16 protein-coding genes are annotated in these 15182 nt (G+C 59.2%); 6 read left to right on the forward strand and 10 right to left on the reverse strand.

Annotated features, from left to right (window positions below):
- Window positions 1-151: 151 nt before the first annotated feature.
- The 6 genes from DMP17_RS13430 (at window position 152) to DMP17_RS13455 (ending at window position 5330) form a co-directional block, all read left to right on the forward strand.
- On the forward strand, window positions 152-1468 hold the full coding sequence (locus tag DMP17_RS13430; RefSeq protein WP_337829582.1) for an amidase: 1317 nt from the start codon (window positions 152-154) through the stop codon (window positions 1466-1468).
- A 25-nt stretch (window positions 1469-1493) separates the two neighbouring features.
- Entirely contained in the window at window positions 1494-1799 is a 306-nt protein-coding gene (locus DMP17_RS13435) for a hypothetical protein (protein WP_337829583.1), read from the forward strand.
- Window positions 1799-2635: an SDR family NAD(P)-dependent oxidoreductase gene (locus DMP17_RS13440; protein ID WP_337829584.1), complete on the forward strand. Its 837-nt coding sequence runs from the start codon at window positions 1799-1801 to the stop codon at window positions 2633-2635. Before DMP17_RS13435 ends, DMP17_RS13440 begins: the two co-directional genes overlap by 1 nt.
- A gap of 150 nt (window positions 2636-2785) precedes the next feature.
- Window positions 2786-3652, forward strand: coding sequence for a polysaccharide deacetylase family protein (locus DMP17_RS13445; RefSeq protein WP_337829585.1), 867 nt, complete (start codon window positions 2786-2788; stop codon window positions 3650-3652).
- Window positions 3649-4413, forward strand: a complete 765-nt coding sequence (locus DMP17_RS13450; protein ID WP_337829586.1) for an enoyl-CoA hydratase/isomerase family protein — start codon at window positions 3649-3651, stop codon at window positions 4411-4413. Before DMP17_RS13445 ends, DMP17_RS13450 begins: the two co-directional genes overlap by 4 nt.
- Window positions 4410-5330, forward strand: coding sequence for a VOC family protein (locus tag DMP17_RS13455; RefSeq protein ID WP_337829587.1), 921 nt, complete (start codon window positions 4410-4412; stop codon window positions 5328-5330). The genes DMP17_RS13450 and DMP17_RS13455 overlap by 4 nt, the downstream gene beginning before the upstream one ends.
- A 356-nt stretch (window positions 5331-5686) precedes the next feature.
- Here DMP17_RS13455 and DMP17_RS13460 read toward each other — a convergent pair whose 3' ends face one another.
- The 10 genes from DMP17_RS13460 to DMP17_RS13505 form a co-directional block, all read right to left on the reverse strand.
- Window positions 5687-6661 (reverse strand): quinone oxidoreductase family protein, encoded by a 975-nt coding sequence (locus DMP17_RS13460; RefSeq protein WP_337829588.1) that lies wholly within the window; start codon window positions 6659-6661, stop codon window positions 5687-5689.
- 11 nt (window positions 6662-6672) lie between these two features.
- Entirely contained in the window at window positions 6673-6978 is a 306-nt protein-coding gene (locus tag DMP17_RS13465; protein WP_337829589.1) for a YciI family protein, read from the reverse strand.
- A 34-nt stretch (window positions 6979-7012) separates the two neighbouring features.
- A complete protein-coding gene (locus DMP17_RS13470) occupies window positions 7013-7372 on the reverse strand; it encodes a DUF1330 domain-containing protein (protein ID WP_337829590.1) in 360 nt (119 codons plus the stop codon).
- A gap of 40 nt (window positions 7373-7412) precedes the next feature.
- Complete coding sequence (locus DMP17_RS13475) at window positions 7413-9857, reverse strand: TonB-dependent receptor (RefSeq protein WP_337829591.1); 2445 nt, start codon at window positions 9855-9857, stop codon at window positions 7413-7415.
- Between the two features lie 237 nt (window positions 9858-10094).
- A complete protein-coding gene (locus DMP17_RS13480; protein WP_337829592.1) occupies window positions 10095-10472 on the reverse strand; it encodes a c-type cytochrome in 378 nt (125 codons plus the stop codon).
- Window positions 10469-12067 carry an FAD-binding oxidoreductase gene (locus DMP17_RS13485; RefSeq protein WP_337829593.1) on the reverse strand — a complete coding sequence of 533 codons (1599 nt, stop codon included), beginning with the start codon at window positions 12065-12067 and terminating at the stop codon, window positions 10469-10471. Before DMP17_RS13485 ends, DMP17_RS13480 begins: the two co-directional genes overlap by 4 nt.
- Window positions 12064-12726: a hypothetical protein gene (locus DMP17_RS13490; RefSeq protein WP_337829594.1), complete on the reverse strand. Its 663-nt coding sequence runs from the start codon at window positions 12724-12726 to the stop codon at window positions 12064-12066. Before DMP17_RS13490 ends, DMP17_RS13485 begins: the two co-directional genes overlap by 4 nt.
- Window positions 12726-13454 (reverse strand): hypothetical protein, encoded by a 729-nt coding sequence (locus tag DMP17_RS13495; RefSeq protein ID WP_337829595.1) that lies wholly within the window; start codon window positions 13452-13454, stop codon window positions 12726-12728. Before DMP17_RS13495 ends, DMP17_RS13490 begins: the two co-directional genes overlap by 1 nt.
- The gene (locus DMP17_RS13500; protein ID WP_337829596.1) at window positions 13451-14614 is read right to left on the reverse strand and encodes a nitrilase-related carbon-nitrogen hydrolase; all 1164 of its coding nucleotides are present in this window, start codon (window positions 14612-14614) and stop codon (window positions 13451-13453) included. Before DMP17_RS13500 ends, DMP17_RS13495 begins: the two co-directional genes overlap by 4 nt.
- Window positions 14611-15135: a hypothetical protein gene (locus DMP17_RS13505; RefSeq protein ID WP_337829597.1), complete on the reverse strand. Its 525-nt coding sequence runs from the start codon at window positions 15133-15135 to the stop codon at window positions 14611-14613. The genes DMP17_RS13500 and DMP17_RS13505 overlap by 4 nt, the downstream gene beginning before the upstream one ends.
- Window positions 15136-15182: the final 47 nt, after the last annotated feature.

Here is a 15182-nt window from a genome sequence, read left to right on the forward strand (position 1 = left end):
ATTGGCAGACCTAAAACTCCCCTCCCCTTCAGGGGAGGGGCCGGGGGTGGGGCCTGTCCGCAAACACGGCGCTAGATGGACAGCCCCCACCCCGACCCCTCCCATGAAGGGGAGGGGCTTAGGCTGTTACACCTTTATAGGTTTGGTGTAGATGATCGACCTCCACCATCTCGACATAGCCGCCCTCCGCGACGCCTACACGTCCGGCCAAACCAACCCTGTCGCCGTCACCGCTTATTATCTCGCGCGCATCGACGCGCATAATCCGGCGCTCAACGCCTATGTCGACATCGACCGCGATGGTGCTTTGTCTGCCGCCGAAGAGTCCGCCGCGCGCATTGCCAACGGCACGGCGCGGGCACTGGAAGGCGTGCCGGTTGCGGTTAAAACCAATATCGCGGTTAAGGGTCTTGAATGGAATGCGGGCATGGAAATGCGGCGCGGGGTGGTGGCTGACAAGGACGCCGCGGCGGTCAAACGGCTGCGCGATGCGGGCGCGATCATCCTTGGCACACTCAATATGCACGAAGCGGCCTTGGGCGCGACCACCGATAATCCCTGGTTCGGCGCGACCATCAACCCGCACCGCGAAGGCCATACGCCGGGCGGCTCGTCAGGCGGGAGCGGGGCTGCGGTTGCGGCGGGGTTGTGCGTTGCAGCGCTTGGCACCGATACGCTGGGGTCGGTGCGCCTGCCATCGGCCTATAATGGCGTTTACGGCATCAAGCCGACGCATGGCGCGATTGATGATGAAGGGCTGGTGCCGTTGAGCAACTGGCTCGACAGTATCGGCCCGATTGCGCGCTCGCTCGATGATTTGGATGCGCTCAATGCCGTGCTGTGCGATGGCGTCGATCAAGGCGTGACGCTCGACCGGCTGGTGTTGCTCGACAGTTTTGGCGATGTTGAATGTGAACCCGCCGTCGAACAAGTCTATGCCAAGTCTAAAGCCTTGCTGGCGGCGATGCCGACCGGCACGCTGGCGCTCCCCGACAATGCCGCCGCTGTGCGTTTTGCAGGCTTTGTGGTCGCCGCGCGCGAACTTATCGGCCACCTTGGTAATGCGCGGTTATTTGCGGCGGAAAAATTGTCGCAAGAATTGCGCTTCATGCTCGATTATGCCGAAGGCCGCTCCGCCGAAGATGTGGAACGCGCCGAAGGCATTTTGGCGCGCACCCGCGATGCGGTGCTTGATGCCATCGGCACGGACGGCGTCCTCCTCATGCCGACCACGCCGCAAGCCGCGTTCCCGCACAGCAATCGCCCGCCCGTCACCCAATCGGCCTTTACCGCCTTTGCCAATATAGCGGGGCTGCCCGCTATTTCTGTGCCTGCGGGAGTGGATGAAAAGGACCTGCCGGTCGCGGTGCAACTGGTCGGTCCCGCCCATAGCGAAGCCGCGCTCATCGCGCTCGCCCGCACACTTGATGCGGGATTGAACGGCTTCACCCCGTCGCCCTATCTATAACATCAAAATCCCCAAGGAGAGCCTCATGCGTATTATTGTCCTGTTCAACCTCAAGCCCGATGCAGATCCTGCCGCTTATGAAAATTGGGCCAAGACCACCGATATTCCAGGCGTCAATGCGCTGGGGTCGGTCACGGATTTCCAGGTCCACCGCGCGACCGGTGTGTTGGGCAGCGATGCGCAATCGCCTTACCAATATTTTGAAGTGATCGACGTCGCCGACATGGATGCGTTCGGCAAGGATGTCGCGGGCGAAGTCATCCAGAAAGCGGCGGCGGAATTCCAGGCCTTTGCCGACAATCCCCAATTCATCCTGACGGAGACTTTATAATGGCCGGACGCTTTGCAGGCAAAACGATCGTCGTCACCGGGTCCGGTCGTGAAAAGGGTCTGGGGCAGGCCATCTTGCAACGCTTTGCCGATGAAGGTGCGAATTGCATCGTGTCCGACCTTGGCAAGCCTGCCGAACATATGGACGCGGGCGACATCGGCACCACCGACGAGATGGAAGCCGTAGCCGAAGAGTTGCGCGCGCGCGGCGCTCAAGTCGCGGTCATCCCGTGCGATGTGCGCTCCGAAGCAAGCTGCGAGGCGCTTGCGGCCAAAGCGGTCGAAACCTTCGGGTCGCTCGACATTTGGGTGAATAATGCGGGCATTGGCTATATTATGAAGCCCTTGCTCGAAACCACATCAAACGAGTGGGAAGCGGTGATCGGCGTCAATCTGTCGGGCGCTTTTTACGGCACCAAGGCCGCAGCCAAGGCGATGATTGCAGCCGGTAAGGGTGGGCGCATCATCAATATTGCGAGCCAAGCGGCCAAGTCCGGCTTCCCGCATATGGCCCCCTATACCAGTTCCAAACATGGCATGGTCGGCCTGACCCGCTCCAATGCTATCGAGCTTGGCGCTTATGGCATCACCGTCAATGCAGTCTGTCCCAACCATGTGACCACGGGGCTGGGCGCGAAGCAGAATGAATATTTCTCCAAGCTTTTGGGCTTTGATACGGTCGAGGCCTATATCGCCGACATGAAGCGCAAAAACCCGATGGGCCGCCCCGGCATGGGGAGCGATACTGCGGCTGCCTGCGCATGGCTCGCGTCCGATGATGCGGTCTATGTGACGGGCGAGGCCTTGAACGTGTCGGGCGGCGAGGAAATGCATTGAGTCTGTAAAGACGTTTAAAAATTTACCGATAGTGCTGAGCTTGTCGAAGCACGGGCCACCATGCTGCTACACGCCCTTCGACAGGCTCAGGGCTATCGGGTGCGTTGATAGGAAGGTGTCCGGTCACGGGCAAATGGAGAGTGTAGAAAAATGAACGAAGAACGGATCGACTGGCCCAATGGCGCGAAGCTGGCCTTGTCTGTGGTGGTCAATGTCGAGGAAGGGTCGGAAATGACCGTGGCGCGGGGTGACCGGGGCATGGAGCCGGTTGATGAGCTGGGCATCCATATCAAATCGCCGATCCGCAATTATGGCAATGAATCCAACTATATGTATGGCATCAAAGCCGGTGCGCCGCGCATTGTCAAATTGCTCAAAGATTATGGCATCAAGGCAAGCTGGACGGTCGCCGCGCTGTCGTTGGAAAACCATCCCGAAATCGCGCAAGCCATTGCCGATCTTGGTCATGAACCGGTGAGCCACGGCTATCGCTGGGTCCACCAGTTCAAGATGAACGAAGAGCAAGAGCGCGAATTTATCCGCAAGGCGGTCCAGTCGATTGAAAAGACGGTGGGCGTGCGCCCCTATGGTTGGCTCAGCCGCTATTTCCATACGGATAATACGCGCCGCCTGCTCATCGAAGAAGGCTTTACATACCATATGGACGATTATTCGGGCGACGTTCCTTATTGGGATAAGGATACGGTCGCGGGAAAGCCGATCACGATTGTGCCTTACCAGCTTGATTCCAACGACATGAAAATGTGGACCGACCCCGCGATGACGCCGACGCAGTGGTTGGAATATGCCAAAAATTGCTTTGACCAGCTTTATCGCGAGGGTGAAGCGGGCAATCCCAAGATGATGTCCTTGGGCCTCCATTTGCGCATCATTGGCCGTCCGGGCCGCATCTGGGCGCTCGAAGAATTTTTCCGCCATGTGACTGCGAAAAAAGATGTGTGGATCACCACGCGGCGCGACATTGCCGAACATTTCGCCAAGGTGGACCCGGCATGAGCGTGCGCTTGGAAAAAGACGGCGCGGTCGCCCATCTGCTGATCGACCGCGCGGCGAAGCGCAATGCGTTTACGCAAGCGATGTGGGAAGAATTTCCCGTGCTGCTCGATGCGGCGCTGGCCGATGATGCGGTCAAGGTCATCCTGTTGCGCTCTGCCGAACCCGGCATTTTCTGCGCGGGCGCGGATATTGCCGAATTTGGGGAGGGCGCGCTCGACCCCGCATGGCGGGCGAAGAATCAGGCCGCGATCAGCCGTGTGCAGATCGAACTCGCCCGCGCGGACAAGCCGGTCATTGCGGTGATTGACGGCGATTGCGTCGGCGGCGGCTGCGGGCTTTCGATCGCATGTGACCTGCGCGTCGCCTCGCCGCGTTCGCGTTTCGGCATTACGCCCGCGAAGCTCGGCCTTGTCTATTCGCTCCACGATACCAAGCTGCTCGTCGACCTTGTCGGCCCCGCGCAGGCCAAGCGCATCCTGTTTACAGCCCAACTGATTGGCGCCGACGAGGCACAGCGTATCGGTCTCATCGAAATATTGGATGAAGACCCGCTGGCCGCCGGATTGGCCTTGGCGGAGACTATCGCGACCGCCTCGTCGCATAGCGTGCGCAACACCAAGAAAATTGTCCGCCGCATCCTGGATGGCCAAGCCGATGATGATGCCGAAACACAGGCGCTGTTCGCTGGCGCTTTTACCGGCGAGGATTTCAAAGAGGGCGTCGCGGCCTTCCTCGAAAAGCGTAAGGCGATGTTCAAATGAATGATGTTCTTACACCCGATTTTCTGACACATGGCCGCATTCTTGGCGGCGTTATCACCACGCCCGATCTCGACGCGGCGCTCGCCGATTATCATGGCTGTCTGGGCCTTGATATTGTCGAAGAGGGCAAGCTGGACGCGCGGCTCGCGGCAAGTTGGGGCTGTCCGCACAGTGCTGGCGCGCCTTATGCGCTGCTCCGCCCGCAAAGCGGTGCGCATTGCTTCATCCGGCTGGTCGAAGCGCCGGTGCCGGACGATTTCAAGCCGACGCGCACTTATGGCTGGGCCGCCTATGAGCTCACCGTCAAGGATGTGTTTGGCTGGCCCGACCGTTTGCAAGGCAGCGGTTTTACCATTGTCGGCCCGCCCAAGGCGCTGGAAGGGATGCCCTCCTTCATCCCGATGCAGGTGACGGGGCGCGGGCGCGAGATGATTTACCTCAATGAAGTCGCGGACAATATGCCGACGTCCGATCTTCCCAAGGCGCAATCACTGACCGACCATATTTTCATCGTGATCCTTGCCACCCCCGACCGCGAGGCGAGCCTCAAATGGTATGAAAAGGCGCTGAATCTCGATATTTCCTCAAGCTATACGCTCGCATATTCGATGATCAACAAGGCGTTCGGTCTGGCCGATGATTATCGCACGACCATCACGATGGTGCAAAAAGGCCGCCTGCCGATTGTCGAGGTGGATGATTATCCGGCAGAGGCGACGGAACGTCAGGGCGACCCGCAAAGCCTTCCTCCCGGCAACGCCATGATCGCGCTTGCAGTCGATGATCTGGACGCACTGGACGTTGCATTTTTCACGGCCCCGGAAGTGCAAAACGGCCCGCTCTATGGCGGCCGCCGCAGCGCCACGGTCAAAGGCGTGGCCGGAGAACGGATCGAATTGATCGAAATCGGAAGGTGAGCTGAAATCTGTTAGTCTTGAGGCGGCTGCGTTGATAAACACTATCGGTCATTATTGCAGGCCCGTCCTTCGATAAACTCAGGACTAACGGTTAAATTTTAAGATCGATGTTTGATAGGGGGATCTGCCCGATAGGGCATCTTATTTCAGGTTCACGCGGAGGCGCGGAGAAATGGAAGCCATGATCTTCGAGTTATCCCTACCGTCCTCTGCGCTCTCTGCGTCTCTGCGTGAACCCTTCGCGCCTCCGCGCCTCCGCGCGAAATGACCGGTTTGAACCAGCCCTGCCATAAAGGCCTTCAACTCATAGCCAAAAACGGGCGGGAGCTTTTACGGCCTCCCGCCCGTCCGTATTTTTACACCAGCAACACCGTCGATCCGACCGTCTTGCCCGCTTCAAGGTCGCGGTGGGCTTCGGCTACATCTTCCAGCGCATAGCGTTGGCCGATGCTGATGCTGACTTTGCCCGACCGCATCATTTCCCACAGTCGCGCGACGCCTGCCGCGCGCTCGGCGGGGTCGGCATAATAAGCGAATAAGGTCGGGCGCGTGGTGAAGAGTGAGCCTTTATAGGCGAGCACGCCCAAATTCACATTATTCACCGGCGCGTCCGCATTGCCATAGCTGACAATCAGCCCGCGCGGCCCCGTGCTGTCGAGCGAAGCTTCCCATGTCGCCTGCCCGATGCCGTCAAAGACGACGCGCACGCCCTTGCCGCCGGTAATTTCGCGCACCCGTGCGGCCGTATCTTCTTCGCGGTAGAAGATGATATGGTCCGCGCCCGCAGCGCGGGCCTGTTCGGCCTTGGCTTCGGTGCTGACCGTGCCGATGACGATGGCGCCAATCGCTTTCAGCCATTGGACGAGGATGAGGCCTACGCCGCCTGCTGCCGCATGGACCAGCACCGGCCAGCCCGCTTCGACCTTGGCACAGCGTTCGACCAGAAATTCGACCGTGCAGCCTTTGAGAAGCGCGGCGGCCGCCACATCATCCGCCACATCATCGGGGAGCGCGAACAAGGAGGTTGCGGCCATATTGCGGTGGGTTGCATAAGCGCCCAGTTCCGGCCCGAAATAGCCGACGCGCTGGCCGAGCGCCAAACCGCTGACGCCATCACCGACCGCTTCAACCACGCCCACACCTTCGACGCCAAGCGGGGAGGGGAGGGTGACCGGATAGATGCCGCGCCGGTGATAAGTGTCGATATAGTTGAGGCCGACCACGCTGTTGCGCACCTGCACCTCGCCCTCAGCGGGCGGTGGCAAGTCCACATCGTGGAAGGCGATGGCTTCGGGGCCACCGGTCGCTTCAATCCGCGCAATACGGGCCATATGCTTATCCTTTACCACGTCTTTCCGCCGACCCAATCTCCGGCGGCGGCATTAAATTCGCTGATCTGGATGTCGGACCAGATATCGGCTTTGTAATAGGGATCGGCTTCGAGCAAGGCCCGCGCATCCGCTTCACTGTCCGCCTTTACCACGAGCAGCGAGCCGACGAAATTCCCTTCCGCATCGCGCAATGGCCCCGCGACCGCCAGACGGTCCAGCCCTGCTTCGACATGGGCGAGATGCTCTTTGAGTTTCTCCATGCGGGTAGCTTTAGCACCGGGTTTGTCGCGGGTGATGATGGCGAAAAATTTGGACATGAAGGTAAGTCTCCTGTTGAGCGAATGTAAAAAATCAGCCGGAAATGGCGGGCGCTTCGATGAGTAGCACCTGACAATCGGCGACGCCCTGCCGCAAGCTTTTCGCTTCGCTATATTCGGGCGAGTTCCAGAAGGCGAGCGCGGTTTCCTTGTCGGGCCATTCGGAAATGACCACCGATCCGCCATCGCCGAACCCGCCTTCCAGCAAGGTCGCACCGGGCGCGCGCATTTTATAGGTGCCGCCGAATTTTTCGACCAGAGCAGCGGCTTTGGCTCCATAGCCGGAGAGGAAGGCTTCGCGATCGGAAATGGTCGCGGTAACAATCAGATAAGCGGGCATGAACAGGCTTTCTTGAGCAACGGGAAGGACAGAAAAAAGGGCAGGTCCAGCCATAAGACCGGGCCTGCCCCAAAAGGTTCTACTGGATCATCCTTCAGAAGGATTTCGTGAGCGTCACGCCATATTCCGCCTTGCGGGCCGACGTAATGCCAAAGCCGCGCGCATAATCGCCGGTGGGCGTGCGGGGTGCGGGGAAATCGAGGTAACGCAAAATACCGGCCGGGGTTTTGTCGCCGAGCATATTCTTGCCCCACACGGTGAGGCGCAGGCCATTATTGTCATGGACGCCAACCTGCATATTGACCTTGGTGGAATCGCCGCTTTCGGCAAGGTTCAGCACTTGGGCAAAATAGCTGCTGCGGTAAATCACGTCCGCCCCTGCAAACACGGTGAGGTCGCCCGCCGTGTCATGTTCGAAGCGCAAGCCGACAGAGCCGCTATGCTTGGATACGAGCGGCGGGCGGTTGCCTGCAATCGAGGCGGCGTCGTAACAGCCGGGGAGGGCCAGATTGACGCCGGTGCCGGTCTTGCACGCGGAGCCGAGCAATTGCAGCGCGCGCTCCGGTTCCACCCCTTTACGGATCTTGGCATCAAGGAAGGTGTAGTTGAACTGCAGCTTCAAAATATCGTCGATAAGCGGAAGCTGGCCATCCAGTTCGATCCCGCGGATGCGGGTGCGGCCGATATTGACCGCATAGGAATCGACCACATTATTCGCAACGAACGTGTTGGTCAGCACCTGGTTCTTATAATCCTGCCAGAAGGCCGACAGGTTCAGATAATCAAAGCCGAATTTGGTGGTTTTTACCCCAACTTCATAGTTGATGAGCTTTTCTTCCTTATAGAGCGATTCCGGCGCGGTCGGCTTGTTGAACCCGCCCGGCGAGTTGCCTTGCGAATATTGCGCATAGAAAGACAGGTCGCGCGAGGGCTTATAATTGATCGTGACGCGCGGCAGGGTAGCCTTGAACGTCGCGTTGCGCTCATTGGCGACACCGACAATCTGGTTCGGATTGGCGTTGTTGATGGTGCCAAGATAGGCCGCATCAAACACATCGCCGACACGGTAGGACGGAGTGATGCCGCGCACCTTGTCGATCTGGTGGCGCAATTCCGCGCCGACTGTCAGCGTGTCGGCAATGTCGAAATCGACTCCGCCAAAGAAAGCGAGGTTTTTGACGCGACGGCCATCGGCGAGCAATTCGGGGCCGACTTCGTTCAGCTCCAGATATTTTTCGAGGCTATGCTGTTTGTCGATGCTGTAGAAAGCCCCGACGCGCCAGCGGAACGCATCGCCGCCCGGCGAGGTGATACGCGCTTCATAGGTTTGCGTTTTGCGGCGGGTGCCGGTCGTCGCTTCAAAGCTTGATTTGGAGCAATCCTGATTGGGGATACCGGCAAAACGGCACACCGACGGCGGCAGGAAGAAGAAGGAGCGTGCGTCATAGGTCTGGTCGACACCGACCACTTCAAACAGGTCGCTATAGCCCGCCTGCAGCGAAAATTCATAACCCGACCCGCCAATATCATAGGAAATATCGCCGAGGAAACGGTCTGCATTGCGATAAGTGCCGGGGCGCAACATCTTGTTGGTGTTGATGCCGAACCGGTCCATCGGCTTGACTACGCCGCAATAATAAGGGCGCGTCGTCATGTAGCAATTATTCGCAGCCGATGTTTGCATTCCGATGGCGAAATGGCCGTCATCATCTTCCTGATGGAACCAGCGCACCGATGCTTTGAGGTCGGGGGTGGGGTCGAAGAATAGGCCAGCGGTATATTGTTTGGTATTCTGGTCGCCCAGCCGTTCGCCGGGAACCGCATGGTTGATATATTGGCCGTCAATATCGAAATATTTGATGCCCGCTTGGAAGCCGATGCCTTCGGTGATCGGGCCGGAGATGGAGGCGCTGGCTTCGCGGCGGCCGAAATTGCCATAGGTCGCCGATACATTGCCTTTGAGGCGGGCGCCGGGGCGCTGCATCACCACGTTGATTGCGCCCGTCAATGTGCCGCGTCCGAATACCGCCGATTGCGGGCCTTTAATCACTTCGACACGCTCGACATTGGTGAGGTCGAGCGAGGAAAAGTCGCCAAAATAGGGGATGCCGTCGATAAATACGCCGACCTTGCCGTCGCCAAACAGGATGTTCGATCCGCCACGGATGATCGGACGGTCATTGCCGCGCCCGAACGCTTCCTGCATCTGGAGACCCGGCGTGAAATCGGCGAGATCGGCAACGTCCTGCGCCATTTTGTCCTGGATTGACGCGGCGTTGAACGCATTGACCGCAATCGGCACGTCAAGCAAAGTTTCTTCGCGTTTGCGCGCGGTAACGACGATGGAATCGCCGCTATCCGCTTCTTCTGCCGCCGCAATAGGGGCTGTATCCTGCGCCCAAGCGGGCGCGGCGGTCAGGGCGATAGCTGCGCCCGAAAGCAGGAGCGCAACCTTGCGCCCCCGTAAAATAGCATCAGTCATGAGCGAAAAATCCTCTCCGAAATATGGGCGCACATTGGCTGCTTCGGGAGTCAGCATGACAATTGTTACAAAAGTTGTCCAGACAAATATTTGAAATTTGTCCGTTCATATTATGGCAAGGTTCTGAAGGGCTTGAATGAAGCCATTGGCATAGCAAAAAACGGAAATTATAGGGTGTTTCGACTGCAACCAATTTTACAGTTGGCACACGAATCACGAGGGGATTGTTGCCAAAAAATCACAGCCGCGAAATGCTGGCTACGCGGCTAATGCGCTCACAGAAAAGGCGTGAGCTTAAGGCTGGGCGCTTTTCCCGATCGCGTCGATAATCGCTTTGCGGCTGGCGGCATCCGGCTCTCCGGCAAAGCCCATACGGTTGCCGGGAACGACCTTGTTGGGTTCGGCCATGAACGCATCAAGCGTTTCTGCAGTCCAGATTATGCCGCTATTTTTCATCGCGGCGGAATAGGCATAGCCTTGTTCGCTCCCCGCTTTTTTGCCGATTATGCCGATAAGGCTGGGGCCGGAGCGTTTGGGCTCGCCTGCCTTCACCGCATGGCAGGTCGAACAGCGCGCGAGCGCATTACCCGGCGCTCCACCACCGCCACCACTCCCGCAAGCGGTGAGCGTTAAGCTTGCTACGACAAGGGCGGAGAGGGGAGCGGTTTTCATGCGTGCGGTTCCTCGTGAAGTGGGGGCGCATAACCCAAAACGCCGGGGTTCATCCGTCCGGCAGGGTCGAGCAAATGTTTCAGCGATGCTAATAGCTTATCGGGCGCAGGCGACAAGGCCGCGCGAAACGGATAGGTGCGCCCGATCTGGTTTGACGCTGCGCCAAGCGCCCGGAAAAGCTCGCACGTTTCGGAGCGCAACATATTGACGAGCGCGCGGCCTTCCGGGTTCGGCGCAGGCTCGGCAAATTTCGCGAGATAGCCTGCATCGGGCGCGGATTTGTGCAGCGGGTGCCAGCTATCGGACCAGTGGAATACCGGTTCAAAGCTGAAACTATGATTGCCGAGCGCGGACACAAGCCTTGTATAGGTCACGCCATGCTGCGCCATCGCGTCGGCATAGGGGGCTATCATCGTGTTGAACGCGGTAAGGAGTCGGCGCGCCTCGCTATGCGCGACTTTGGCGTTGAGGGCGGCCCAACGGCCTCCGCCCGGCCCCAGCACGCCGTTCAGGTTAGAAAAAAGTTCCGCGCGGGCGACACGCGGAACAGTGGGAGAAACAAGCATCCCGCCAGCGCCCAAGGCGATGCGGGTAGCTTCGGATATGTCCGCTTCAACCGCGGCGGCAGACCGTCCGGCAGCCGTCAGATGGAGCGAAAAATGCCCTTCGGGAATGAAATCGGTGCCGCCTTTGGCAAGCCCCGCAAGCGCCTTCACCGCTTTCAACGCGCCGCCTGCATTGCGGGCGACAGCGGCGGCGGTTTTCGCCTTGGCCTTGGTGTCGGCATTGACAGAGGCGACCGCGCTAGGATCGAGAATATAGACTTCTTCGGCGAGATCGGCGCGCGCAATTTCGCTCAACGCATCGGCGGCCTCTTCGATGCGGGCAAAGGCAAAGCTTGCATAGCCATAATCGGACGGGCGGCGGATGAGGCGGAAGCTTGCCGCCGTCTTGATGCCGAACATGCCACCATCATGGGTGAAAAGCCCGGTCACATCGGGACCATAGTTGCGCATGATCGGCTTGGACGACACCGCAAGCGCGCCTTGGCCGGTGCGCAGCAAGCTCCCATCGGCCAGCACCACATCCATGCCCAGCACAATCTCTGCCGCCGACCCGTACCGCGCCGAGCCGAAGAAAAGCGCGCCCTGACTGAGCCCGCCGCCGACGGTCGCGCCCGCGCCGGAAAAGGTGCCGATGAATGGAAGGCGCAGCCCCAAAGGCTTCAATGCCACATCAATCTGCCGCCAGGTCACGCCCGCTTCGACGGTGATCGTCATATCGTCGGGCGCTATGTCGAGGATACGGCTCATCTGCCGCATATCGAGCGCGATGGACTTGGTCGTCGGCGCAGCATAGCCGCCAGTATAGCTTAGTCCGCCGCCGCGCGGGATAAGGGCATAATCATGCGCCGCTGCCACTTTGACGATGGCCGCAACCTGTTCCGCGGAGGCCGGTGTCATCAACACCGCCGGACATGCGCCCGACACATGGACATCATGCGTGGCTTCCAGAAGCGAGGCCTCGTCCCGATGCACCGCACGGTCGCCGACCTCCGCCACCAGCGCGGCAATCAAGGCGTCATGCGCGCTCATGCCGGTTTCATCACGCTGATGACGGTAATGGCGGCGATGAACACCCACAGCAATAGCAATACCGATGTTGCGCGCACATAGGTGCGCTTGATGATTGTATTGGTCGTGTCATTCGGCCCCTCGCGCGCCATGACCGCCCAAGTGCGGAAATGCGCGATGAGCGCGATGCGGATACCGACGCCGCACATCATCACGCCCGCAAATAGGGCGAGCTTCCAGCGTAGCCATAAAGGCATCGGCCATGCCCCGCCAATGAGTCCAAGCGCGGTCGCAACCAACACCGCCATCAGCACATAGCGCGACCCGCGATCTATCGCGCCCAGCGTTTTGCCGATGCTGCTATGGCGCAGGCGATGGACCAGTTCGACAAAGACGAACCACAGCGCGCCGAATATCGCGATGCCGATTGCCGCCGCATTGCCGCCCGGAATATAGCCATATAGGACGGCCAATATTGGGCCCAACGTCGCTTGCAGCACTAGCGCATAGCGGACGTGCTGGTCGACATGCATGACATGTTCCATCAACCGTGACCGTTCTTCAAACGGCATTTGGTCGCTGTAGGACACATAGCGATAGGTTGAATTGATGACGAATTCGGAGCCGAGCCAATAGCCCAGCACCGCAATATGCGCCGCCAAAATCCATGCGGTCAGCATCAGGCAGCCCCTGTTTGCGCATAGGCGGTCAATTCATAAGCGGTTTGCATATAGCCACCGACTTCGGCCTTCAGGAGGACATAATCGCCGTCACTTGTGCACCATAAATCATAGGGCGGATGTTCGAGCAGCAGGCCCGGAATATCGGTAAAGCGGAAATGGAGCGCATCAAAGCGGCCCGCGCCGACCGTTATTTCTTCCCTGCCGACATATTCGATGGCCAGATCAATCGCGAATAGCATCGGCCCGGTTGCCCCGCGATGGTCGGGGGAGGAAAGCATCAGATTTTCGAAAATCTGTACGCCCGGCCCTTGGCTCAAATCGTAAAGATTGAGGTGGAAGCCGTCATTGACCATCGCATGACTGCCGAACGCTATGAGCGGTTCGGCCAAGGCGATGCGTTGCGATATGCGGCCTTCGACGCTGGTATACGCTTCGCACTCGGCTTCTGTGTCCGAAAAGCGGAACCAGCCGGAGCCGCGAAATGCGCCGCCCACCGCGATGCGGACAAAGCTTTCCTGCGGGCGGCCGTTCGCATCAAAGCGCAGATTGACGTCGCGCACTACCGCGGGAGCATCGTCAATTTCGCCATGCGCGGAAATCACGCGCGCGCCATCGGCATGGATGTCGATGCGGAACTGCTCGCGGCCACGTTCCTGCCCCATGCGCTCCGGCTTGGTGCTGGTATAATGGAGCGTGCCGCTAATGCTCCGGACGATGGCGCTCATTTCCACCGGCCTTTGTCACGCAGATAACGCCCCGCATCCTTCAAATCGGTGGGCAGATAATCGCTGAACAAATTGGGGGCAAAGCGCGGATTATATTGGTTCATCACATCATCATAAAGCTGCGGATGGATGGTCGGCTGGCGATGGCGCGCGCGGAACGTGCCGATGGGGATGCGCGCCGATACCAAAGTTTCATTGGGCGATTTGGCCATCGCCATCGCTTCGCCATCGGGGCCGTAAATGGCAGAGCCTCCGGCATTGCTATCTTCAAAGAAAGGCGACCCCGGCGACACCGCATTGTTGCACACGGCGGTATAGACGCTGTTATAGAGCGAGGTGACCGCAATATCGGACGGCACAAAACCGCCGGTCGCGGTGCGCAGGATGACCTCTGCGCCTTTCATCGCGAGCGCGCGGAACAGTTCGGGTTCGCGCTGGACCGAGCTGGTCGCAAGATTGCCGATAGGGGTTTTGACCACGGGCAAAATCGCATCGCGGCCATACATTTCGACGAACCGGTCCAGCACATCATAGATGGTGGTGGTGAATAGTTCGATTTCGCCGCCGAATACGCCCTTGATGTTGCGCGCCTTCCAATCGCGCGCGAGGATCTTGCCATCGGGGCCCATGATAGTCGTGATCGACAGGACATGGCCGGGCCAGGCGGGATCCTTGGCATAGGAGCCGAACACCAGATAAATGCCATATTGGCGCGCTTTTTTGGCGAGGGCTTCGGTTTCTTCGCCCGGAATCTCGATCGCGATTTTAAGGACATCGGCGCGGCTCCAGCCAGCGCCAAATCCGGTAATCGGAAATTCGTGGAAGAAGAGCAGATCAGGGCCGCCGCCAAAGGCAAAGGCTGCGTCGATAAGGTCAATCATATGATTGAGATTGTCGCGGCGGCTGGCGGTGACCCGTTTGAGGTCAACCGGCAAAGAGCGCGATTGCGCGACGCCCAAGGTCCAGCTTTGCTTGGCAAGCGGGACGACCGGATAGGTGCCGTCCGGGTTGATGGTGACGTTCGCCTTGGGGTGTGCGGGGACTTTGCCACTGGCAGAGGCCTGCGCAAGGGCGGGGGTTGAAACGCCGAGCGCGGCGGTGAGGCCTACGCCCCCCGCCGCTCCCAATAATGTCCTTCTGGAAAGGGATTTTTCGCTCATAGTGGCGCCCTTTCGCGGAAGCTGTAGTAGCTTGGGTCGTCATACGCTTCCCAATCGCGCGACACCCGTTTTTCGTTGATGACGGTGCGCTGGAACAGGCGGCCCTTGCGATACCAGTGCCAGGTGCGGTTCTTGGCTTCACCATCTTCGGCGACCGTAATCATTTCATAGTAGCGGAAATCTGGCTCGTGGGTGCGGGTCCAGCCGACCATGATGGTGCGGTTGGTTTCGTCATAATCGAGCGCGCCGACAAAACCGTCGATCAGATCATTCTTGATCCAGATGCGGTCGCCTTCGAACGTGCCGTCAAAATAGCGGATTTCCTGCGTGCCGTCATCCCATGTGTAGATGTTGGTCTGGCTCAGTTTCGCTTCGCCGTCGGGGCCGTCCGTCAAGCGGCAGACAAGGCGCGATTTGTGGCGGTCGATGATATTATGATCGGCGTCGAGGTGAACATATTCCCCCTCCCAGACACCGGCTTGATCGGCAACGATCGGCTGCTTTTCGGTGATGATTTTCATAAAATCCTCTCTGTGCGTTGGGCCAAGTGTCGCGCCAATCGCCCGCA

It is taken from the genome of Pseudonocardia sp. TMWB2A, assembly GCF_017312135.1.